This is a genomic window from Roseibium sp. M-1 (assembly GCF_054515675.1).
The window spans coordinates 2,761,967-2,785,936 of record NZ_CM137257.1 but is presented as its reverse complement, the minus strand read 5'-3'; the positions used below and the strand labels follow the sequence as shown (position 1 = coordinate 2,785,936).

Sequence of the window (23,970 nt, the reverse complement as noted above, 5' to 3'; positions counted from 1 at the left end):
AAAAGACTGCGACCGGCAGCCTCACCAATACGAAGACGTCCAGCATATGAACGAGGGAAGGCATGATGGAATGCCCACGATGCTCTGCGTCACAAGGGAGTTGACCCTGATGTCCATCATGCTGGCGGAGTTCCCGTAGTAGTCCGCGGCGGGGAAAGCCTGCCACATGGCGAAGGGGAACAGTTCAATCTGCTTGGAGTGCAAACTACCTGACCGAACGAGGTGAAGACCTTTGATAATCAGCGAAATGCAGCACAAGCTCGCAACATGGGCCGAGGCCGATCCGAACCGCCGGTTCGATCGTCTTCTTCGGCTCATTGCCGACCGGGAATGGCTTGCCGAAGCGGCCCGGATTGTTCTGGCGTCAAGCGGCGCCCGGACCCCAGGCATAGACGGAATAGATAAGCAACGGATGCAGGCCGGGTTGGATCACCATCTGACCGATCTGCGGACTGACCTGCTGAAGGGTAGCTATTGCCCGAAGCCGGTCAAGCGGATCTATATCCCGAAAGCCCCTTTTTCCAGTTCGGGGGGCAAGCTACGACCGCTGGGTATACCGACCCTGACAGACCGCATCGTCCAGCGCGCCATGCTGATGGCCATGGAGCCGATCTGGGAGAGCGACTTCCATCGCCTCTCCTATGGCTTCCGGCCGGAACGCAGCGTGCATCATGCTGTCCGCACCGTGAAGATCCAGCTTCAAGATGGCGGTGGCACGAAGGGCCGCTGGATCATCGAAGGTGATCTGGCAAGCTACTTCGACACGGTTCATCACCGGCTGCTTCTTAAATGCGTACGGCGGCGGGTGCGGGACGGACGGTTTGTCGATCTCCTCTGGCGTATTCTCAAGGCAGGTCACATTGATCGTGGCCTGTTCAGGGCTGCCAGCGAGGGTGTTCCGCAAGGTGGCGTCCTGTCACCGCTCCTGTCCAACATCATGCTCCATGAGTTCGATGTCTGGCTGGAGGCGAAATACCTGAACCGGAAAGCCCGAAAGGATCGTTGGGCATGGAACTTCGGCATACAGCAGGGACGCCCCATTACGGTTCGGGAGAACCGGCAATGGAAACCTGCGATTGCCTATTGCCGCTACGCCGATGACTTCGTCGTCATCGTCAAGGGGACGAAGGCTCATGCTGAGGAAATCCGTGAAGAGTGCCGGGTCTTTCTGGAGGGCCGCCTGAAGTTGACGCTGAATATGGAGAAAACCCATATTACGCACGTCGATGACGGGTTCGTCTTTCTGGGGCACCGGATCATTCGCAAGCGAGGGTCGAACGGACGCATGTCCGTTGTCACGACGATACCCAGGGAAAAGGCCAAGGCGTTTGCCCGCAAACTGACCGAGACCCTTTCCGGCAATCATAGTGTCAGTACGGTCGATATGATCGCCAATCTGAACCGCCAGTTGGCGGGATGGGCGGCGTTCTACAAGTTCACCGACTTCAGGGCGTATGTCTTCCGGCACATAGACCATGTCGTGTTCTGGAAAATGGCGCACTGGCTGGGGCATAAGTACCGGAGCCGTATCAAACCCTTGATGCGGAAGTGGTTCAGGGCCCCGGAAACGGGCAAGGCGAAAACCTGGCTCGTTTACGGTCGCAATGAACGAGGCGAGGCCATCGGAAAAGACCTGCAACGGCTTGTCTCAAGCCCGAAGGCTCAATTCCGGTGGCGCAATCCGGAGGGCAATCCATACATCTTCCGGAGTGAAACCCGCAGCACCGTCACTTCACGCTATCAGGATGTTGCCATGGCCATGGGCCAAGTTTGAATGGAGAGCCGTATGCGCTGAAAGGTGCACGTACGGTTCGGGGAGGAGAAGCGCAACCGCGCTTCTTACTCCACTTGCCACCTGGCAGGGCTTCGTCTATGTCGCCTTCGTCATCGACGCATTTGCCCGGCGCATTGTCGGCTGGCGTGTCAGCCGGACGGCGCATGCCACCTTTGTCCTCGATGCCCTGGAGCAAGCTCTTCATGATCGACGACCTGCTCACGGCGGCGGTCTCATACATCATTCCGACAGGGGTGTTCAGTACGTGTCGATCAGGTATTCGGAGCGGCTGGCCGAGGCTGGCATCGAACCTTCTGTCGGAAGTGTCGGCGATAGCTACGACAATGCTCTCGCAGAAACGATCAACGGGCTTTACAAGGCCGAGGTCATTCATCGGCGTGGACCGTGGCACAGCCTCGAGGCCGTCGAGTTCGCAACACTCGGATGGGTCGACTGGTTCAACCACCGGCGCCTTCTGGAGCCCATAGGAAACATCCCTCCGGCTGAAGCCGAAGAACGATACTACGCCATGCTACACGCACCAGCCGTGGCCGCATAACTTAAGCCAAATGGTCTCCAGTAAACCCGGCGCGGTTCACGCCGCATACGGTGGAGAGTCGGTGATCGACCGTCTTGGCGGCGCTATACGGCCGTTGAAAGAATGGGAATTTACAATTCAGTCACCTACAAAATTGCACTACAAATTGCACTACAACTCTCCACGGGGGCAATTAAATAATTGAATTTATTGAATTTTATAGAAGGTTCGAATCCACTCGTCAGTATCAAACCCTGCAATTCCCAAACGTTTCTATCAAACTAATCGGTAGCGCTTGCACCTTCCATCATCCTTTGGAGAGACATACCAATTGCATCTGAGGCACGACGAGCCGGATCGTCAGCAATGTGAGCATACCGCTGTGTTGTCATTGCAGAAGCGTGGCCGAGAAGTTTGCCAACTATTGGAAGTCCAAAACCAGCCATCGCACCGATACTGGCGTGCGTATGCCGGAGGTCATGCAATCTGACATCTTCCAGTTCAGCGGCTTCCCGAATGTGGGTCCATGGCCGCTTGAGATCGTGCCTCGGCTGACCTGGAATGTCTCCTGGGATTACATGTCGGTCCGTGCGCTCCATTGTTTCCAGGATCGCAATTGCAGAGCGGTTCAGGATGACGGTTTTCCGACCGGTCTTGGAATCGGCAAGGAATAGCAATCCACGTCCGAGATCCACTTCCTTCCAGCGCAGATGAAGGATTTCCCGAACGCGGCACCCAGTCATAAGCAACAGCCGAATGGCGTTGGTGACGTGGGTTGGATAGACAATCGTCTGGTTACATTTAGGGACGTGCTTGCGTTTATCGCCAGTCACCTGAATGGACCAGGGCAGGCCCTCGGTTTCCGCCTTAACAAGCGCCTTGCCCAGCCGGGCCAGCTCTTCATCACTCAGATAGCGCTGACGACCTTGCTCCCGAAACCGCTTGATTGCACGGGTTGGATTGAAAGTTTCAGGGACATAGCCGTTCCGAGCTCCCCAACTGATGACGCTGCCCAGATAGGAGATCACCCTGTTCGCGTGATAAGGATGTTCTACGAGGCTGATGTGGATCTTGTTGAGATCCTTGGTCGTGATCTCTTCTACAGGACGCTTGCCGAGTTTGGGCATCACATGTTTCTTCAACGTCGACACATAATTTTCCAGGCTCGCAGCCTTCAGTTTCGGCCCATGTCCTTCAACGAAAAGTTCCAGCAGTTTCGAAAGCGTCAAGGCATTGCGTTTGGCATCACGTTCCGCGGCCGGATCCTCTCCAAGAGTTACGTTGGCCAGAACCTTCCTGGCAGCATCACGTGCTTCTTCTGCTGTCATGGTGCCCACATTGCCGAGCTTGACTTGGCGGCGGATGCTGCCATTGCGGTACCTGCATACAAATGTCTTGCGACCGTTGGCTCCGACCCTGATGCCGAACCCGCTAATCGTTTCATCCCAGACAAAGTAACGTTCACCTTTGGGTGCGAGGGCGTCTGCAGTGCGTTTTGAAATCTTCATGTGGCACCTTCTCGGTAAGATCTTTGCGTTTTGTCGGAACCCAAAGTGGCGTCCATATGGCGTCCAAATGCAAGCAAATTGGCGGAAACGTCGTCCAGAGTGATCAGGAAGAAAGAGTAATGTATTCAATTAGATATTAAGAATATTCGTATTTCAAGAAACTTCGGAAAACGTCAAAAAGTAATCTACGAATCTGGGGGGTCGGGAGTTCGAATCTTCCCCGGTGCGCCAATCTTCTCAATGTCCGATCCGGAGACATAGGTAACAGTTTGTACCGGAGACATGGGTTACAACCTCGTGCCGAACGGGTTGTCGATTGTCTGTAGTGTTCTCTGCTCCAGGTCGATGTATCCCAGATCATAGCTCATGAAGCTGATCAGCCAAATACCATCCTCCACTTCCTTGATCCCGAGCTTCTGACCGGCCAGCACGGTCGATACGTTGATCTTCTTGCGATGCATGCAGATCCGCCCGCAGGCGGTGACCAGGGCGTCCCTGTCATGGATGGGATAGTCCAGATCCGGCAGGCCCTGATATTGCCTTGATGAGGCTGTGTAGACTTCCGCAGGGGTCTTCATGGCAAGCGCTTCATGGGGCCGTTCGTCATTGAACTCCCTCACGAAAGCGTCGAACTTGGCCTGCTGTTGAAGGCTGTTCATGCCCGGCGGCCGGGTGGCTTCCTTCTTCAAGGTCAGGTGCATGCGCTCGTGACGGCCGTTCTGCTGGGGATGGCCGGGCTTGATACGTTCGATGCCGATCCCCAGACGGAGCCACCACACCGAGAGCTTGGATAGATTGTAAAGCCCGTTTGGTGATGCAAAGGGCAAGCCATTGTCCGTGCGGATCGCAGCGGGTAAGCCGCGCTCTTTGAACAGGGCAAGAAAGGCGTCCAGGACCGGCTTTTCCTTCGTTGAGTCAAAGGCCTCGCAGCTCAGCAGATAGCGGGATGCGTGGTCGGTGACCGTCAAAGGGTAACAGTAGAGCCGGTTGCCCAGCTTGAACTCGCCCTTGAAATCGGCGGCCCAAAGATCGTTTGGGGCAAGACCAGCCGAAAGAGGCGTGCCTGCGGCCTTGTTGGCGCGACGCCTCTTGCGGGCTCTGCTGACAAGGCCGTGCCGGTCCAGAACCGCATGAACCGTGCTCTGCGCGGGAATACGCACATCGCCGGACAGCTTCCTGACCAACACCTCCCGGATCTTGCGCGCGCCCCAGTGCGGCTTCTCCTTGCGTGTCGAGACAATCAGCCGTTCAACCTGATCCGGAAGCTGGTTGGCCTAGCGCACCGGGCGACGCGACCGGTCGCACAAGGCTTCCATCCCGTCCCGCTGATAACGGTTCCAGATCTTGTAGCCCGTCTTGCGGGATATACCGAAATCGCGACAAACCCCACTCATGCCTTCTCCATCAAGAAGACGGGCGATGAAACGAAGACGTTCCTCCACTTTGGACACCTCTTGCCACGGCATCGACACCTCCCGAAAAACGGAAAGTGTTACCTATGTGTCCGGAACGTTTTGTCACCTATGTCTCAGGTCGGGCACAATGATTTAGCTTATAGACTAATTCTCGCCAAATTTGGTGAGGTCCGAGTGACGCCCAACTCATTTCCTGTCATTTCAAGCTTCCCAACAGGCCATATTCGGTGCGGAGAGATTGTCTCGGAACGCTGGACAGCTTCCTGACTGCCTTCTTTGACACCTTTACGGCAAATCTCCCTCAACTGATCATCATACCACCGGCTGCATCGCCCCGTGGGAACTCTGGCCGGGCCAGGCGTCAGGTCAGTCCTGGTGAGTAGAGCCTCTAAGCCGTGTCGCGTTCATTTGAATTCACGTGACCCGCTTTATCTCGTTCTAGACGCACGTCTTTTTGCGAAAAACCGGATCCCACTTTTTCGCGACGTGCTCTAGCGGCTTGCCTGGCGGTGAAGCTGCTGCTGCGGACGGGGTGGCGCAATCCGCATCCAGGCTATCGAGCATCACCACAAGCGGGTCCGGTTCTTCTCAACCGGTGAGCTGGTCAATGCACTGGAACAGGAGAAGGCCCAGGAGAACCCGGTGACTTCATCGCTTCCGGTCCTTTGCCCTGCCGGATTCCCAGCGCCGAAGGTTATCTTGACCGATTTTCTGATTTGAAGGGCGGAAATGGCTGTCAACAAAGATCTCATGGAGGAAGGTGCGCAACAAACACCGCTTTGAAGGTTTACTCAAAGTTAAATTGGTCAAAATAAATGATTCTAGGCATTTTATCAGGGATTAAATTGGAGGAGATATAACAAACGCTAGTAACGCGGCGATATTGCTGCTTAAAAATTAAGCAGAGAGAAGTAGAAAATGACTAAAAATACATCGCTCCAGGAGCTGGAAGCTGATTTTATTCAAAATCTCTATATTTCGGCACTCGCGAAATATGCACAGCAGGGCTCGGCGAACAACGTCGATGAACTACGCATCCTTTCGACCACTGGCTATGTTCTGGACTACAGGCAAACGTCCCTCTTGCAGAATATAGACCGCTTCGACCTTTCGGCTGCAGCGAACGGCGGCGTCGTCGTCCGAATCGATAACTACATTCTGGACCAGTCGGACGATAACCGCATCGATCTCCAGTTCTCGCAGCAGGGTCATCACCGCGTCGACCTTATGGAAACGACATCAGGAAATGTCGTTATCGATGGTGCCGGTCAACTTGAGCTTCGCGGTCTGCAGCAGGCGCCGAATTCGGCCGGGGTGACCTTCCATCTGGCAGAGAGCGCGGATTTCGACGTAACAGGAAGCCGCGGCAGCGAGACGGTAGTCGGCAACGATGCAGATACAGTCTGGAACATGGGCAGTGGTGACGACGTTGTAACCGGCGGCGGCGGTGTGGATACCTTTATTTTTGACAAGGGCCACGACAGTTTCACAATTCGGGATTTTACTGTTGGCGAGGATGTCCTGGATCTCCGGGGCTATTCCTTCTTTAACCAGGATCACCTGTTTTCCCTTGCAAGGCAGGAGGGGGAGAACGTGATTCTTCAGCTTTCAGGCAACGATGTAATCATATTTGAAAACTCAGATCTTGATGAGCTGTACGATGCCAACGTTACATATCAGACAAACACTAATTACAATAATTCTGGTATTACTTCCAAGAGTGATACTATGTTTTCACGAGAAGGGAATACTTACTTCATCGACACAGGGGTCAGCGTCGATGTCCTGAATGCCTTCATAGCCGATGCTCCGGCAGGATCCACCATCATCCTTCGCGAAGGTGTTCACCGGTTTACCGATAGTCTGGTCATCGACCGGCCCGATATCACGTTGAAAGGCGAAAGCGAGGCCGGAACGAAGCTGGTCTTCGATCTCGATCCAGAAATTTCCGTCGATGGAATTGTCGTCGGATCGCGTTCGATCCCCGAAGATGTCACCACGGTTGCCCGCGACACGTCGGAAGGTTCGAAAGTCCTGCTCCTGAAGGACGCCAGCGAAATTTCCGAAGGCGATTATCTCTATATTTCCCAGGAAAACACAGCCAGCTATCTAAGGTCGAAAGGGGATACCGAGTACGACTCCGAACAGGCAGCGAAATCGCCCTTCCGCGAAACGCTGGTCAAAGTCGTTGCCGTCGACGGAAACAAGGTCTACCTCGAAAACGAAGTCGGTCAGGAATTCGATGCCGGCAAGGCAACCGTCGGCAAGGTCGACCTGCTCGAAGGCGTGAGTGTCCAGGATCTTACGATCACCTATCACCTGAGCGACCATCTGCCGAAAAGCCTGCGGGACAATCCCAATCACAATGACTTCGAAAATGTTCTGCCGGAGTTTCTGAACGCGGCCGGAGTGCATGTACTCAGCACCTACGGTTTCGACATGAGCGGTGTTTCAGTCGTCAATGCGGCAAGCCATGGTTTCTGGATCCAGAACAGCCTGTCCCTGCGGGCGGACGATCTTTACACCAACGGCAGCTACAACAAGGGCACGGCAGGCAACGGATACGGCGTCCAGCTTTACGAAACCTTCCACAGCAGCTTTTCAAATCTTGAACTCTTCAACAACAGGCACGCCTTCCTGTTTTCATCGTGGCACGCTGAAGACAACAACACGATCCACATCTCGGAAACCAACCGCGACATCAACTTCCACGGCAGTTTCGATCATTCCAACACCGTAATCGTCGACAAGCTGGTGCTGGAATATCAGCCGGACCAGAACACCAGCGATCTGCGCGGTTACTGGACCGCGATCTCGCCGGGTGGCAAGGCCCATGTCGAGACCGACATCTATGGTGAGAACAAGATTATTCTCAACTATGTGGTGGGCCACGACGCGGACGATTACCTTTGCGCTTCCGACACGCTCTACTTCATGGCCGGTGGCGGTGGGAACGACGAACTGCACGGGAACGCTCGAGACAATTACATCCTCGGCGAGGACGGCGATGACGTGATCTATGCCGGAAATGGCTGCGACCATGTTGCCGGGGGAAACGGCAACGACACCATCATCGATGACCATGGTCATGACGTCCTCTACGGCAACGATGGTAACGACACCATTTCTTCAGGGATGGGGCAGGACTTCGTCAGTGGCGGAAGAGGCAAGGACAATATCAACTCAGGAAGCGGCAACGACGTGGTCCATGGTGGCGCGGATGCCGACACGATCGATGGAAGCGGTGGGGATGACGAACTCTTCGGTGACGAGGGGAACGACTGGATCAATGGCGGTTCAGGTAATGACCTTATCGAAGGTGGCGACGGCAACGACACGATCTACGGAAGTGCCGGTGAGGACGACCTGAGAGGCGGTGCTGGCGACGACCTGATTTCGGGCGGCTACAGCGATGATCGCCTCGACGGCGGCGACGGCAATGACATTCTGAAAGGCAATTCCGGGGCCGACTACATGTCCGGCGGCAACGGCAACGACAAGCTCTATGGCGGGGCGGCCGGAGACGAGATGTACGGCGATGCCGGTAACGACTTCCTCTACGGCGACACCGGCCATGACCGGCTGCACGGCGGATCGGGTGACGATACGCTGTGTGGTGAAGTCGGATCGGACAAGCTCTTCGGCGACAGCGGTGACGACCGTCTCTACGGCGCAACCGGTAACGACTATCTCGACGGTGGAACCGGCAACGACCGGTTGGACGGCGGCGACGACAATGACGTTCTGATCGGCGGCCTTGGCAATGACAGGCTTGTTGGCGGCGAGGGAGCCGATCAGTTCGTCTTTGCCGCCATGGCCAAAAATGAGGCCGATCGCATTCTGGATTTCCAGAGCGGTCTCGACGTGATCGATATCTCCGGAATGGGCCTCGACGGGTTGCAGGACCTGATGATCGCGACCTATGGCGATGGGGTCAAGATTTCCTTCGACAACGGGGCGTCGATTGTGCTCGACGATTTCAGGCTGGCGGATCTTCACCAGAGCGATTTTATTTTCTGAGAATGACGGCAAAACAAAACCGTGAAGGCGCCGGCAATTTGCCGGCGCCATTTCCGTCGGGTCGAACTTCAGTTCGGGAAAAGTGTGCTGGTGGCGCCGCCGAGGTTCGTCGAATAGAGCGGTCTGCGCAGTTTCAGGTCGTCTATGCGGAACTCTGCCGCCTTGTCCGGAAACCGGGCCCGATAGGGTTCTGCCCAGGCGAACCTGTCCCCCCTGTAATAGCCACCGGGGCGTGTGGGGATCGGTAGCTGCTTGTGGCCGGTCATCTGTTCGATTTCCGTCTCGTCGAACACGGACGTCATCAGGAAGCCGACAAGACGGTGGATCGCCGAATTGCAGAACCCGTAGGCATCGATGCCGTTGCTTTCCGCGATTTCCGCAATCAGGATCAACGGGGCAAGGGCATGGTTGTGATACTGGCGCGCCCGCTTGCCGCGTGCCAGTTCCAGGGGAAGCGTCCCATCTTCGTCAATTTCGCAGACGCCCAGACGGTAGCTTTCCACGCCCCAATCGAGAAAATCCTTGCGCCCGGTCACCACTCCTATCGAGGCGACGGCCAGCCCTCCCCAGTAGCGGTGGTTCTGCCGGTTCGACGCACGGTCCATGGGGTCGCCGTAGACTTCGCCGATAAGCGGCTCTGCCCGTCTTACGAACCAGTCCTGGACAAGCTTGACGTCGACGTCCATTTCGCCGGCGACAGGCATCACCTGCATCATGCCGAGGGCGAGCCCGGACAGCACCCGTGTCAACGTGAGGTAGGCCTGGCGTGTCTTCATGCTGGATAGCGCATCTGCGCGTGCCCAGTCCTGTAGCCAGGTCAACGCACACGCCGCGGCTTCAAGGTCACCTTTGGCATGGAAGCGGTTGGCCATCCGAACGACTTCGGATGCATAGCTGCGCACTGCATTCATCTTCTCCAGATAGATTTTCTGCGCCTTCGGATCGACTTTCGAATGCGTATCGTCGTCAGGGTCGTAGATGCTGCCGACATCAAGATCGATGACCGGTTCCGGACTTGGTTTCGCACAAACCAGCTCTTGTGTCCGGTACGGGCCGTCGGTGCGCACCTTGAAAGGGAAGTCGAGCATTGTTGCCTGGGTCTTCGAGGCCGTCGTCTGTCCCGCCGCGACGGAAGTCGCGTTGCCAATCGCAACGACGATTTCGCCGGCTGCCGCCCCAGCTTTGAGAGTGACCCACGAAACTGCGGCGAGGCTCACGACGAGCGCCGCGCACCGGACATTCCGGGAACGCGGTGCGTTTGCTTTATCTGGCATTTTCCGACTTTCATTCACTCTTGAAGGATTTCTGCTTTCTGGTCCCATTCGGCAGCCAGGGAGGCATTCTTCTCGAAAACGAAGCCGAACTCGTACGACCGGGCAACACGTTCCGCCGCAATCCGGTCACCGGATTGCGCAGCCTTCAGCATCCATTGCATGCCGCCCTGAAGGTCCCTCGAGACACCCATCTGTCCGTTCAGATAGATTTCGGCAATGCGCCGCAGCAAAACGGGATCGCTGTTGCCGTCAGCGGCATCCTGAAGCCAGGACAGTGTCTGAGGACCGTTGATATCGCCGAACGCTCCCTTGCCGGAGAGGTCGGCAAGCTTGAGATAGATGGGTGCCAGTTCGGATTTCAGGTCGGGAACGGTTCTCACTTGTGACAGAAGCTGTTCTATCTCGCTGAAATCCGACTTCACCTTACCCTGCGATATGAAGCGCAGAAGATAATGGGCGGCGTCGCTTTGTCCGGAAGCAGCCAGATCCCTGTAAATCTTCGCTCCCTTTTCAGGGGTGGCGTTCTCCCAGACATGCTTGATATGACCCTCCGCCAGGATCAGCAGCGGTTTTTCCTGACCGAGTTCAAGTGACTTGAGCAGAAAGGACTCCGCTTCTGCTCGTTTGATCTCGCCGAAGGCACCCTTCCAGTAGGCCAAGGCTATATCGAGTGCGGAAAAGGGATCGTCTTTTGCGATCTCGCCGGCTCTGTCAAGCCAGCGGTCCTGGTGAGGAGCGGCTTCTTCCGTTCCCATTTCGGCAAAGGCCGATGCAAGGGCCAGTGCGTCCCTGACGCTGCAAACACCTTCCTGACCGATCTCTTCAAGGGCGTCGACCGAATACCCGTTGGTGGAAAACCGTACCAGGTCGATCTTTGCCTTCACGTAACCATCGTCCGCAGCCTCTTCCAGGAGATCGATCGCTTCAAGCGTGGTCGCACGGTTCGATCCTGAAGTCAGCAGCGTGTGGGCGAGCTGGAACTGATCGCTTGCTTCATTCGCGGTCGAGGCTCTTTCAGCAAACGCTTCGACAAATACGGGGTCAAGATCCGTAATCCTGAGCTCTTCCGCGGTCTTTCTGATGATCTCGGCCCGCGCGGACGTGTCCATGCCATCTGTGAAACGGCGTACAGCCAGTTCCCGAAAGATTTTCTGATGGTTGAACGGATTGCGAAGAGTATAGGCCATGAGCTGGCCGTATCGCTCGGGGTCGGCGGAAATGGCATTCGTGCCCTTTTCATAAGCCAGAGCGAGCGTTGCAATCGCTTTCGCAGAGCCGTCATGGGCAGCCCTGCGCAACAGCATTGTGCCGCGCATCGACTGTTCCTCATCGTGCTCAATCATGCCATTCCGCAACATCTGCAGAGACAGCTCATACATGCTTTCCGAAGAACCGAGAAAGGCGGCCTTGTCCATCCAGGTTTCCGACACCTGGTGCTCGTAGGGCAGGCCTTCGCCGCAGCGGTAGAGCTTCGACAGTGTTCTCGCAGCGGCAGAATCTCCGCTTATGGCGGCGAACCGGAATAGGCGCACCGCTTTCACGTAATCGGCAGATTGACCCGGGATCAGCTCCTGCAAATAGAGGTTTGCGGCTTCACGGGCAGCACCCTCGTGCCCGAGATCGGCTGCACCCTCGAAGGCCGCAAGCGCGCGCTTGGGATCGTGAACCGGCGTATCCAGCATCAACAGCTTGCCGAGGCCGAACAGCATATCTTCCCGTTTCTCGCCCGCGGCCGCAGCTTTTTCGTAGAACTCGGCCGATCGTTCCGGTCTGAATTGATGACCGTAAGAGCCACGATAGTACTTCGCCAGCAACTCGTAGGCCTTCGGAAGCTTGGCGTCGGCCGCGCGCAGAAGGTAGTCCTCGCCAAGCTGTTCGGAGGGATTGGCGATCAGGCGCTTGATGTGGGCCTGTCCGACTTCCAGCATCGCCTTTGGACGCCCCTTTTCAGCGGCGATTTTGAACAGCTCGATCGACTTTTCCTGATGGTAGTCGAAGAAGCGGCCGAGTTTCAGGCGCCGACCGAGCAGCTCGGCAAGGACACCGTCGCCAAGTTCGGCCTGTACCCGCAACCATGCAAGGGCGACGTCATTCTGCTTGGTGATGTATTTTTCCAGCAGATAGAGGTTGCCGATCTGGGAAAGGTAGGAGCACGTGCCCTCGTTCATGATCTCCTGGATCATGCGGTTGAGCACATTCGTCAGGCGCAGCCGCTTTTCGGCATCCGTCATCGCGAATTCGGGCCTGCCGGTATTTGCGAGCGTGACCAGTCCCTGCTCGGCCTCCAGGTTGCCCGCACGCGCGGCAGCTGCATAAAGCTGGGCGGCCTTTTGAAGGTCCTGCCGGTTGGCGGGCGCTTCCGGACCGATATAGCGGGCCATCAGTGTGGCAGCCTTCACGGAACCGGCGTCGATGGCCTGTTGCAGGCTTTCGATTGCTTCCGTGCCGAAGGCGTCCTGCTGGGCATTCAGAACATTCTCCGCCTGGGCGAGGCGCAACTCCTCGACGTCGAAATCGTGCCGGTTTGCCTCAAGGTAGGCCAGGATCCGGCTGGCAGTGTCGGGATTTGCGAACAAACGATCGCTTCCCTTGCTGTATTCGCGGGCTATCTTGAAAAGATCGTCGCTCTTGCGATCAGTCTGGAGACCATCCCATTTCGCCCAGTCAGTGATCAGGGCGACCCGTTCACCTTCGCGTGCGCAAACCGTCTCGTAGTCCGCGTCCGGCGGCATGATACCGATCACGTCGACCAGATTCTCGGTTTTCGCTGCCGCAATGGAGGAGGACATGCCCGCCGCATCAAGCGCGACGACACAGGCGGCCGTCAGCACAAGCCTTCTCAAGGAACCACCGGATACTGGTCCGGGGCGGGGTGAAACCGTCATTGCGCGCCAGAGAAATTCCATTTGTCTGTCACCACGTCAACTGAACAGGGGATTAGACGGGCGGAGGGAGTAAAGCTCTCCGCCCGGGGGCAGGTCATGGTTCAAGGGAATTGTTGCTGACCAGCAGCTTGTAGTTTCCAGAGTCCTGAAAAAGAACGACGGTCGTGCCGATCTTGCGTTTCAGGCTGAATTCGTCTGCGATCGCCAGTGCGTTACCCGCCTGCTGGGCTTCGAAGCCCACGGTTGCCGCTTTCAATTGCCGGAAGGCTTCGCTGTCTGCGGAAACTTTTTCGAATGCCTTTACGGCTTTGCCGCCCAGAACAAGGGCAAGGTCGACCTCAGACGCACCGGTAGCGTTGTAGAAATAAAGACCCGCCCGGGAAGGGTTGCTGATGGGTTCGTCTTCCACAAGTACCGGATCAGTCCCTGCGGCTGCCACGATTGTATAGAACTTGCCCGCGTCGAAGCTGAAGCTGGGAGAAGCGTCGCGCATCGACAGGTCATAGGTTCCCGCGTGAACAATCTTGTAGGGGGTCAGGCCCTCCTCGCTCAGCAGATATTCCACCGAGCCGACATTCGCGACGCCGGACGCACGCTGTCCGTCGATGATGCGCACGAACGAGGAGCCAGGAGGCGGCGGGCTGTCGTAAAGCCCTTCGTCACCACCGGCACTGGCTGGCGTGAGCACCGCGAAGGTCAGCGAGAAGAAGAGGGTCGCGAGTGCCAGGGGATTTGGCTGTATGGACAGGTACTTGAACATGGTCATGCTTTCTCTCACGAGTTGGACGAGCCGTATCGACAGAGGCTGAGTGTGCCTGATAAGGCCTTTTCGCCACCGGGCTTCACCGTGATGGAGCGCAGCGGGGAAATCTGTGTCTGGGACATTTCGAAAAACAGAGAACTGAAACTGGTGACGCGTTCCGGCCGGTTGATCAGGATGTTTTCGTTCGAGCCGTCACGCTGGGAAATATCAAGAGCGAAACTGCGCACATCCGTCTCCGACAGGCTCATGGCCAGGTAATAGTCGGAGCCCGGAAGATGATCCTGCCCCGGTGCGAGCTCAGCCAGGTCGAGCGTTACAGCGCCGCCGGCTTCGATGTCGTAGTCGACTTCCGCGATCATTCTTTCGGCCCCGCAGAAACCCGCCACCGCCGGAATGATCTGGCGGAAAGTGACCTCGGGGAAGCGGGCGATCCCTGCCGTCATCGGCAACTCCCAGATCAGAAAGCGCGTTCCCTCGCTCTCCGGAAGGGCATTGTGGGTCCAGTCGATGACCGAGGAGTCCATGCCGCCGCCGCTGATGGCGTAGCTGGCGATTTCCACGTCCATGAATTCGCGCAGGAAACCGGCGAAGTTGTAGGGGTTGATCTCGTCGCTGAAGCTGGTGCCGATCAGCGCGACGGGCGTAGCGTCGTCGTCGAGCAGGGAATCCAGGTCGTTCAAGGCTTCCGTCGTCTCGTATTTGACCATGTATTCCTGGACGACGGGACCGGTGCACAAAGTGTCGACAATCTTGTGCATTCCGGCAAGGTGCAACAGCTCCGGATCGACGATCCCGGTCTCGAATTCCTTGGTGTTCAGATCGCTATAGGCATCGGTTTGTTTCAGTGCTTCGGCGACCACTCCGGCGGTTGCGCGCGATCCCCTTGGCGTCCAGTGGAAATCGCGCAGGAAGAAGAACCTTTCATCGCCTTCGGAAGCGAGCTGTTCGCGCAGCTTCAGGAAATCGACGCTGCGCAGCCCCGCTGCGATCAGGTCTTCGTTCAGCAGTCTGTAGGTCTCCGTCGCCAGCTCCCGGTCGAAATCGTATTCCTTCCACACGTCGTCCGGAACGAAGGCCGCATCCATGAAGGATTTGGGAGGAACGAAGACCAGGGTGAGGTCAATGTCCCTCTCTTTGAGAACTTCGTTCAGGCGAGCGAAATATTGAATGTTCGACCGGGAATAGAGATAGAAGTCCCTCAGGTCGGCGTTGACGCGATAGAAGGCGCCGCCATACCCCTGGACCAGCGGATGGGTGAGCCCCTGGGCAAGGCTGCGCTCCGCAAGGTCGGGGCAAGCGAATAGGTCACGCTGTTTTGCTGCCGGTCCTTGAGCATTGGCCGCGGACAAGGTTGCCAGGATTGAAAAGACGGCGGCCGGCAACAACCGTGCGGCCTTCGCCAAAATTTGAGCTTGAACCATCATTCATCTCACTTTTGCATGTGTGTGCCCGCAAATGATCCCTGCAAGGCAACCCTGCTCATGTCGCGTTATCTTTTGCCGTGCTGCACCATGCGGATACCGGAGGGAGCCCGCCCGCGAACCGGCACAGTTTCCTGTAAACGTCGCCTTCACGCCGGATCTGGATGGAGGCGGTTGCTCCTACCTGATCCCGGTACCTGTCAGGCAACTGCACCTGGATTTTCATCACGGGATCTCTCGTGTCCTGGTCCCTGACCGAATAGCGGATGTCACCAAGGCCGAGTGGCAGGAAGGAAACGCTGTTATCCCGGAAGTTGACTTTTGCGACCGCTCCCTTCGCGATTTCAAGCGCTTCACTGAAGGTGACGTAGGTGACCAGTTGCGGTGCGGCAGCCTCATCCGCGATCCAGCCGAGTGCCTTGCCCCTTTCAACCCGCGCCCCCGGCGAAGCAACCGCCTCGAAACTGGTGGTGTCGATCGGGGCATTCACGATCACGGGCCGGCCGGATGTCCCTTCGATACCGAATATCGGTTCGCCGGCGGTGATGGACTTGTCGTCGTTGACATAGACGACCGTCCCCGTCACCGGGCTCGCGACGAGCTTGTAGTCGGACGTGATCAGGCTCGAAGTTTCGGAAATCGTCAGGTGCTGATGAAGCCAAAGAAAGCCGAAGGTGACGGCAAGTATCATCACACAAAGAGCTGCACCGAACCGTCTCAGCGGTCGGTTCGTTGCCGCCAGGTCCGCTGACGCAGCGTTGGTGTAATAGGGTGGCATCTCGCCGGTTTCACGAGCAGCAACAGCAGCAAGTTGCTTCTTCATCGCGTGGTCGAAAAAGGCAGGGACCGAGACAGAGCCTTTCAGGTGCTGGTCCGCGATCAGCTTGTAAAGTCGACCGTCTGCTTCCGTGAACGCGAGCTTGGCTCCCGTCACGGAACATGGAATGTCGAGCGTACAGGACATTTCTTCGGTAACGGCGTGAAGTCTTGCCGGGCGCATCGAGCCGTTGATTTGGTCGAGGGGGGCGGCTGCGGTTTCGCCGTCCTCTCCAAGCGGCGTGACGAAAAGTGTCGTTCCCTCGACAGCCGTGATCTTGAAGACTGATTGTCCCGGGAATTCGACGAAATATCCGTGGTCACCGAGTTTCATGGCGTGGTTCCCGATCAACCTGGATCACTCCGCTGCTACTGCAGCGGGTTTGAGGGCTTCGAATATCCGCTCGAATTCACGGTTTTCCTGAACCATCATCATGCATTTGGCATTCTTGTCTTCGTCGGGATTGATGACGGTGATCGTGTCGTTGTTCTTCAACGTGAAGGTTTCCCCCTTCGACCTGCGAAGTCGCTGGTAGTTGACGATCACGTCGACTGTGCCCTTGACGACCAGCCAGATCTCGCGCTCGGCGGTCACCCGCCGGTTCGGGATGACATTTCCCGGACGGATCTTGAGTTGCGTGACGCTGTGATCCTCGTCGGTGAATTTCTGCTCGGCATCACCCCAATCGTGATTGATGACCGGCATGGAAACCGCTTCCCTCGCGCCGATGGCCTTCAGCTCGGAGACGATCTGCTTGACGTCCTGCGCGCGGCTGCGGGGCATGACGAGAACGCTGTCGACCGTGTCTACGATCATGATGTTTTCGATCCCCAGCGCCACAATCCGGCGGTCTGCGGTGGCTTTCAGAAGGCAATCGTGTGAATCGATCGTGAGAACCTTGCCCGAGGTGACGTTCGAATCCGTATCCTTCGGACTGATATCCCAGATGGCGGAAAGGGAACCGACATCGCTCCAGCCTATGTCGCTGGGCACGACCACAATCTTGTCTGAATGTTCCATCACCGCATTGTCGATCGACATTTCCGGTGCCTGGGCGAACGATTCCTTGTTCAGGTAATAGACCGGGATGTCGGATCTCAGTTCCGACTGCGATGCCGCAACGGCTTCACCGGCAGCCTGCATGATGCCCGGGGCGTAGGTCTTCATCTCCCGGATGATTGTCTTGGCGGAGAAGAGGAAGATACCCGCGTTCCAGTAGTATGTGCCCGCCGCCAGGAAACCCTGTGCCGTGGCAAGGTCCGGCTTTTCCAGAAAACCGCCTTTCGACACGCGGAAACCGACATCGCCCGAGGATGTCGAGACGGTCTTGCCACCCTTGATGTAACCGAAGCCCGTTTCCGGCGCCGTCGGTACAATTCCGAACGTGATGATGGCGCCGTCCTCGGCAAGCGGCTTGGCGAGCTGTATCTGTCTGCGGAATTCTTCGGGATTCTCGATCACGTGGTCGGCGGGAGCTGCCAGGATCAGCGATTGCGGATCGAGCTGTTCGGCTGCCACAGCCATGGCGGCGATCGCTGCAGCGGTGCCGCGCATCAACGGTTCGACGAAGATGCCGGCCGGCTTTATGCCAATCTCCTCTGACTGCTCGACGGCAAAATTGAGGACGTCGACATTCGTCATCAGCCAGGGGCTTGCGAACTCGCTATCCGGAAACCGGGCAACCGTTTCCTGAAAGAGGCTCTTTTCGCCAAAAAGCCGCAGAAACTGTTTTGGACTGTTTTTGCGCGACAACGGCCAGAGGCGGGTCCCGGAGCCGCCGATCATGATCGTAGGAATAATCTGTGCCATCTCATAACCTCATCTTCGGGGTAACTGGGCAACCAAGATTTTTAAAAGTAAATTCAGTGGCTTGTTTCGTAATTTCGCGCGCCTTCGGACCTAGGGGGCCGGGCTCACATGCCTGGAAGTGAGAAGGTGTTGAAACGCACCCGGACAGGAAGCCCGACATCTTCGGCAGAAAATTCCCTGTCGACCGGGATGCTGAGATAGACGTTGTCATCGAGTACATCCGGATTGACGATGTTCTTCAGAACCTTCTCGGGCAGATAGCCGAGCCTGATTTCGGTACCGTCCATGAAGCTGATGGCGGTGTTCGTATCCGTGCCGAGCCTGGAAATGTCCTCGAAGGAAATCTTCGCTTTCACGAAACTCGGTGCGAAACTGTCGAAGAATTTGACTGGCGATTGTCCACGGGCGACATAGTCGCCTTCCGCGGGGACCTCGCCGACAACGTCGCAATTGCACGGGCTGAAGACCGGCGTCTGTTCCTGGGTCTTGATATCGACGAAAACGTAGACCTGTTCTCCAGCCTTGAACGAGGTCTTGTCGGCGAAGGACGTCACGAACCCGCTGGAAGGTGCAGGCAGTGAGACGAGCTCGGATTCCACCGTTGCCGAATTGGCGTCGAACACGAAGATACGGTTGAACGCGGAGACGCCGAGATATGCAAGTGCAAGGAAGGCAAGGCCGAACGTCAGGGTAAACCCGAAGACCTGCTGAACGATGCCGAGCAACGAGCGGCTGCGATCGTCGTTCGCGGCCTTGTCCAGTTCCTTCTTGCGCGCTTTTGCAGAACTGTCACGGCTCATGAATTCCAGAACATCGCCGGCTTCGACGAGCTGACCGGAGATGTAGCAATCGATCATGTACCGGATCAGCGTCAACTGGCGCTGCGTGACATCGGTGAACTCGATGCCGCACCGGCCGATGTCGCGGCGGTTGTAGCGCACGATGCCGTTCATTTTCAGATTAACGGCATAGCCCTGCAGATTGAAACTCATGGTCAGATCGACCGGCTCCCCGGCCTTGAACGCCTGATCCGCATTCTGAAGCGCCACTCCCCCCACGGACCAATCGGCCGCCATGTACTTCCTGTCCTTGATGACGACCATCAGGGGCAGTTTGAAGCGGGGGTGCTGCCGCTGGACTTGGACTTCTGAAGCTACGGTACTCATGTTCAATTTCCCAGCCAGAGGTTGGTCGAAAGGTTTACGGAGCGAGGCTCGTGATCAGCGGTAGAAGGCATCGATCGCATCGCTCGTTGAAAAGATGTCCATCACGTAGGCCAGCACGGCGACATAGACGAGGATGGCCGAGGCGTGGACGAGGTTGGACGAGACAAGTTTGTAGTAGTGCCTGAACCGGCTCTCCGATCCGCCGAGCGTCGTGTTCTGCCGGGTCCATCTCTGCCGGTCCATGCGGAAGAAGATGTAGACCTTGATGAACGAGCCGAAGATCTGGTTGAAGTAGAGCAGGAACGGATAGGAGATGGAGACTTCCTTGCGAACGGTCAGGAAAGTCAGCATCACCAGATACCGGGAGATCGCCACCCAAAGCAGGTAAAGCACAAAGGCGAAGGGTGAGACGAAGATCGAGGCGAGGAACGCGATCGTCAAACCGGAGAGACACGTCCACATGCTGATGCGCTGATCCAGGACCGACCACCATGTGAAGAGGCCGACCCTATGCGGACCAAGTGCGAGCGCACGCGTGTTGGTCCGCAACATGTTCCCGAACCAGCGCGTCATCAGCACCTTGGCCGAAGCGATGAAATCGTCCACGGGCGGCTGTTCGATCGTTTCGACGACGACGTCGGGCACATAGTACATCAGGTAGCCGTTTTTCAGCAGCCAGTACCAGGACGACTTGTCGTCGCCGGTCAGCATCTTGATGCGGCCGAGGCGCCAGTGTTCGATGAAGTCCTCGTTGATATGGCGGTAGAACTCCGGCCGGCAGACGATCTGCGCCCGGAACATGGACATGCGTCCCGTCAAAGTCAGCACGCGTTTGGCAAGCCCGTTCGAACTCATCAGGATCTGCCGCTGTGCAAAGCGCAGAGAGTACCACTTGCGGAAGATGTCGCGGCCCTCGACCGTGCAGGTCTCGTCGGTCGTCAATGCGCCGATACGCGGGTTGATCAGGAATATATTGGCGCATTTCTCGACGAGGTCCGGCGGTACGATGCTGTCACCGTCAATGACCGACGCGGTGTCGTTGGGGCCTGGGTTGTAGCGCGAAATCGCTTCAAAGCCGTAGGTCAGCGCGTCGCGCTTGCCGGTGCCTGCAATGCGAACGAAATCGAGGATGAATGGCCGTTCTTCACCGAACATGCTCTGGTAAAGCTGTTCGATCAGCCTCTGGTCGCCCAGTTCTACGATGGACGCGATTACGGTCGCCCCGGCGGGAGCGCGCATGGCGGCCTCGAACGCACCGCGATAGACCTTCAACGTTGTCGGCGCGTCGATGCGAAAGCTGGTGATCAGGAAGAAGGCGTGGCCGTACCCGGCTTCCGCGGCCTTCGTCCCGGCTTCGCGGCGGATGCGCGGGAACGCAATTTTCCTGTACCAAAGGCTGCGGAGCAGATGGATAACACCCCAGGTGTAGCGCCAGATGCCAAGCAGGCCGAGCACCAGCAAAACCTGCTGCGTCTTGTGCGAAAAGGCTTCGTCCGGCAGCAGCACCACGACGATCGCGATCACGAGCATGTAGAGGACGTGGTAAATCATGCCGTCCCCCGAGAGCTCATGAGCTTTTCGGCCTGCAGATCCGCGCAAGTGAACTTGCGACCCTGTCGTTGCATTCGGTTTGAGTCCAATACACTGCCGTAACCGTCACGGTGATTTTGTTGCGTCCTACTCATCGACTTTTCCTGATCTCATCGTCACATTTTCTCAGTCAATGCGGATATGACACGTTGGATTTCAGAAATTTCACTTTTGCAAAAAGGTTTTGCAATTCCTGTGCCAATAAAAAATTGGCTAACTTGTTGAAATTTTCGCGATTTTTCTGAAAATTGAAATTCATAATATTTTTCTAATGCCTATTTTTTATCCATTGTTCCAAATTTTACTCAACGTCTATTTGTCTGATTAGAGCGAGATCGGTGTTTGTCTGGCTGGACAAACTTACACGGCAGCGTCAATCGACCTCGAAATTCAGGCTTTCGAGGGCTTGCGGGCTGTAGTCATCCAGGTATCGGATCGGCATTTCCCAGATGACCAGCTTCGGATATTCGAGTTCGCCATCTTCGAGCTTCTTCAAGTAGGCGGACATGGGATCGAACGGCCCCTTGCCTTCCTCCGCAACATTGAGGACGTCGGTCTGCAACGTGTTGCGCAGGTGGCTTTCGAAGCTCCAAAGCGTGTTGGCGCTGTAGCTGGTGCCGGCCAGCGCGACGGGAACGGGTTCTTCGTCGCTCTCGTCAAGCAGGCTGTCGACATCTCCCACCGCAGCCCGCACGAGGATCGGCTGGACAGTTTCATCCGGATAGGCCAGCGATGGCATGATCGATCCGAGTTTGACGAACTTCAGGAGATCTCCGCTGTGGCTGGTCTTCTTCTGGGGCTCCATCGTCAATTCGGCAGAGGGGAGGGTTTCCGCAAGCGTCACCGGCACAAGGTTCCTGGCAACCACCTCGGCGCCCTCGACAGTCCAGTGCGTGTCGGTCTTGAGGAAAACCTGTTCCTTTGCCTTGGCGTCCATCAGCGGAGCCCTCAACTCGGGGGTCAGGACGGAATGATCCTGAAGCTCCCCGCGAACTTCGTCATAAAGGGGGTGGTGAACCTTCGGCCAACGCAGCGAGCCGAGGTGTTCGCTGTAAATCTCAGCCTTGGTCGGGAGCAGGGCAACGACAAGCTTCGTGCCATGCTGTGCGAAAGTTTCATTCGTCGTTTCGACCGCCGCGAGGGCTGCCTTCAGGTTCTGCGGCGAGTCCTTCGTCCATGAGAACTCTTCGGTCGAATAAAGCCAGCCGTCATCGCCCACCAGGGCACCCTTCTTGGCTTCGCCGAAAAGTCCCAGCGAAACGACGTTGTAAAGGTTGATGGAAATATCGCGGAAGAAGAGTTCGTCCTTGTAGGAGTTTTCAAGATCGAGCGCGACCTTGCCTTTCAGAAACGCAGACGGTGTCCCGTCGTTGTTCTTCCAGTCGATGTCACTGAACATGGCAAAGCTGGTGGTGAAGGCGAAGCCGACGGCGAACATGCCGATCATCGAAGCGGAGATGATTTTGGAACCCGTGCTGCTCATGACGTTTGTTCCTTTGCCCGGTCAAAACTGGAAATAGAGAAAAGGGGAATCGTTGTCGGCGGTCAGTTTGACAAGCGACAGGACGCCCAGGCTCGAAACCAGCAGCCCCTGGCGGACGGAGATGAACTCCGGGCTAACGAAGGTGTCGCCCTTCGCGGGTTTTGATCCGAATTGCGACAGGTACGGTTCGAGGTAAACGATGACGATGGAGACTGCGAGCATCGCCAGCGAGAACCGTGTGATCTGCCAGGCGACGATGTCGGTCATGCCGAACCCGTTCATGCCGGCCATGCCGGAAAGCATGGCGAAGGCAGAATGAACGTTCTCGGCACGGAAGAAGACCCAGCCTATCATCACGAACACAAGTGTCATGGGCAGATAGACGATCGATCTGTTCCGTGTGCTCGAAACGCCGAAATACCTTTCGATCCCGAGCAGCAGGCCATGCCAGGCGCCCCAGATTGCGAACGTCCAGTTCGCGCCATGCCAGAGCCCGCCAAGAAACATCGTCAGGAACAGGTTTACATAGGTCCGTGCGAAACCGACGCGGTTACCCCCGAGCGGAATGTAGAGATAGTCACGTAGCCAGGCCGAGAGACTCAGGTGCCAGCGGCGCCAGAACTCCGTGATCGACCGCGAAATATAGGGGAAGTGGAAATTGCGGATGAAATGGAAGCCGAGCATCAGGCCAAGACCGATGGCCATGTCGCTGTAGCCGGAGAAGTCGAAATACAGCTGGATGGTATAGGCGGTGATGCCGAGCCAGCTTTCCGAAAGGGTCGGCGCATCAAGACCGAACATCGTGTCCGCGATCGGGGCGACGGAGTCGGCGATCAAGACCTTCTTGGCGAGCCCAAGCATGAACATGCGCGATCCTTCGCCGAACTTCTCCCAGGAATGTTCACGTTCCACGAACTGGTCCGCGAGGTCCTTGTAGCGCAGAACCGGGCCGGCAATGAGCTGCGGGAAGAGGGCGATGAACGCAGCGAAGTCAAAGAGGTTTGTCGCGGGCGGCGCATCCTTGCGGGCGACGTCGACGACATAGCTGATCGCTTGGAACACGTAGAAGGATATCCCGATCGGCAGGATGACCTGACCGAAAAGGGGCGACAGCGGTTCGCCAGCAAAGAAGGTGAGGGAGACGCTGTCGACGAAGAAATTGAAGTACTTGAAATAGAGCAGAACGGACAGGTTCCCGGCAACGCCGATGGTGCAATAGCGCTGCGCTGCCCTGGCATCCCCCTGCAGCTGCGAGGAATGGATCCGGTGGCCGACGAAATAGCTCCAGATCGTCACCAGGATCAACAGGGCGAGATAGTCGACACGCCACCAGGCGTAGAAAAAATACGACCCGGCGAGAATGATCGCTGACTTGTAACGGAACGGTGTCAGGAAATAGAGAACCAGAAAAATCGGCAGGAAGGCCAGAATGAAGAAGGCAGAGGAGAAAACCATTTTATCAATTTCTTCCGTTGATCAGGTTAGCCCTGTGTGAATGCTCAGGAAT

13 protein-coding genes and 3 pseudogenes are annotated in these 23,970 nt (G+C 56.8%); 4 read left to right on the top strand and 12 right to left on the bottom strand.

Annotation, left to right across the window (positions count from 1 at the left end; genetic code table 11):
* Nucleotides 1-232 precede the first annotated feature (232 nt).
* Both ltrA and ACX3M4_RS12485 read left to right on the top strand, forming a co-directional pair.
* Nucleotides 233-1,774, top strand: coding sequence for a group II intron reverse transcriptase/maturase (gene ltrA, locus ACX3M4_RS12490; protein WP_459358904.1), 1,542 nt, complete (start codon nt 233-235; stop codon nt 1,772-1,774).
* Between the two features lie 67 nt (nt 1,775-1,841).
* Nucleotides 1,842-2,333, top strand: a pseudogene (locus ACX3M4_RS12485) (IS3 family transposase); the annotation flags it as partial.
* Nucleotides 2,334-2,593: 260 nt separating this feature from the next.
* Here the strand turns inward: ACX3M4_RS12485 and ACX3M4_RS12480 are convergent.
* Together ACX3M4_RS12480 and ACX3M4_RS12475 are read right to left on the bottom strand one after the other, a co-directional pair.
* Nucleotides 2,594-3,820, bottom strand: coding sequence for a tyrosine-type recombinase/integrase (locus tag ACX3M4_RS12480; RefSeq protein WP_459358903.1), 1,227 nt, complete (start codon nt 3,818-3,820; stop codon nt 2,594-2,596).
* Between the two features lie 287 nt (nt 3,821-4,107).
* Nucleotides 4,108-5,286: pseudogene (locus ACX3M4_RS12475) on the bottom strand (IS481 family transposase).
* A gap of 486 nt (nt 5,287-5,772) precedes the next feature.
* Here ACX3M4_RS12475 and ACX3M4_RS12470 point away from each other — a divergent pair.
* Nucleotides 5,773-5,868 (top strand): annotated as a pseudogene (locus ACX3M4_RS12470) (ATP-binding protein); the annotation flags it as partial.
* Nucleotides 5,869-6,153: 285 nt separating this feature from the next.
* The gene (locus tag ACX3M4_RS12465) at nt 6,154-9,255 is read left to right on the top strand and encodes a calcium-binding protein (RefSeq protein ID WP_459358902.1); all 3,102 of its coding nucleotides are present in this window, start codon (nt 6,154-6,156) and stop codon (nt 9,253-9,255) included.
* 68 nt (nt 9,256-9,323) lie between these two features.
* On the opposite strand, the gene ACX3M4_RS12460 is transcribed toward ACX3M4_RS12465, so the two are convergent.
* The 10 genes from ACX3M4_RS12460 to ACX3M4_RS12415 all read right to left on the bottom strand — a co-directional run bounded on the left by ACX3M4_RS12460 (nt 9,324) and on the right by ACX3M4_RS12415 (nt 23,918).
* Nucleotides 9,324-10,472: an alginate lyase family protein gene (locus ACX3M4_RS12460; RefSeq protein ID WP_459358901.1), complete on the bottom strand. Its 1,149-nt coding sequence runs from the start codon at nt 10,470-10,472 to the stop codon at nt 9,324-9,326.
* Nucleotides 10,473-10,543: 71 nt separating this feature from the next.
* Nucleotides 10,544-13,372 carry a tetratricopeptide repeat protein gene (locus tag ACX3M4_RS12455; protein ID WP_459358900.1) on the bottom strand — a complete coding sequence of 943 codons (2,829 nt, stop codon included), beginning with the start codon at nt 13,370-13,372 and terminating at the stop codon, nt 10,544-10,546.
* Between the two features lie 136 nt (nt 13,373-13,508).
* Nucleotides 13,509-14,180 (bottom strand): alginate O-acetyltransferase AlgF, encoded by a 672-nt coding sequence (locus ACX3M4_RS12450; RefSeq protein ID WP_459358899.1) that lies wholly within the window; start codon nt 14,178-14,180, stop codon nt 13,509-13,511.
* Between the two features lie 8 nt (nt 14,181-14,188).
* Complete coding sequence (locus ACX3M4_RS12445) at nt 14,189-15,598, bottom strand: alginate O-acetyltransferase AlgX-related protein (RefSeq protein ID WP_459358898.1); 1,410 nt, start codon at nt 15,596-15,598, stop codon at nt 14,189-14,191.
* A 58-nt stretch (nt 15,599-15,656) separates the two neighbouring features.
* The gene (locus ACX3M4_RS12440; protein ID WP_459358897.1) at nt 15,657-16,748 is read right to left on the bottom strand and encodes a hypothetical protein; all 1,092 of its coding nucleotides are present in this window, start codon (nt 16,746-16,748) and stop codon (nt 15,657-15,659) included.
* Between the two features lie 24 nt (nt 16,749-16,772).
* On the bottom strand, nt 16,773-18,224 hold the full coding sequence (locus tag ACX3M4_RS12435; RefSeq protein WP_459358896.1) for a mannose-1-phosphate guanylyltransferase/mannose-6-phosphate isomerase: 1,452 nt from the start codon (nt 18,222-18,224) through the stop codon (nt 16,773-16,775).
* A 104-nt stretch (nt 18,225-18,328) separates the two neighbouring features.
* On the bottom strand, nt 18,329-19,390 hold the full coding sequence (locus ACX3M4_RS12430) for a PilZ domain-containing protein (RefSeq protein ID WP_459358895.1): 1,062 nt from the start codon (nt 19,388-19,390) through the stop codon (nt 18,329-18,331).
* A 54-nt stretch (nt 19,391-19,444) separates the two neighbouring features.
* Nucleotides 19,445-20,941: a glycosyltransferase gene (locus ACX3M4_RS12425; RefSeq protein WP_459358894.1), complete on the bottom strand. Its 1,497-nt coding sequence runs from the start codon at nt 20,939-20,941 to the stop codon at nt 19,445-19,447.
* 412 nt (nt 20,942-21,353) lie between these two features.
* Nucleotides 21,354-22,463 carry an alginate O-acetyltransferase AlgX-related protein gene (locus tag ACX3M4_RS12420; protein ID WP_459358893.1) on the bottom strand — a complete coding sequence of 370 codons (1,110 nt, stop codon included), beginning with the start codon at nt 22,461-22,463 and terminating at the stop codon, nt 21,354-21,356.
* Between the two features lie 21 nt (nt 22,464-22,484).
* On the bottom strand, nt 22,485-23,918 hold the full coding sequence (locus ACX3M4_RS12415) for an MBOAT family O-acyltransferase (RefSeq protein WP_459358892.1): 1,434 nt from the start codon (nt 23,916-23,918) through the stop codon (nt 22,485-22,487).
* Nucleotides 23,919-23,970 lie beyond the last annotated feature (52 nt).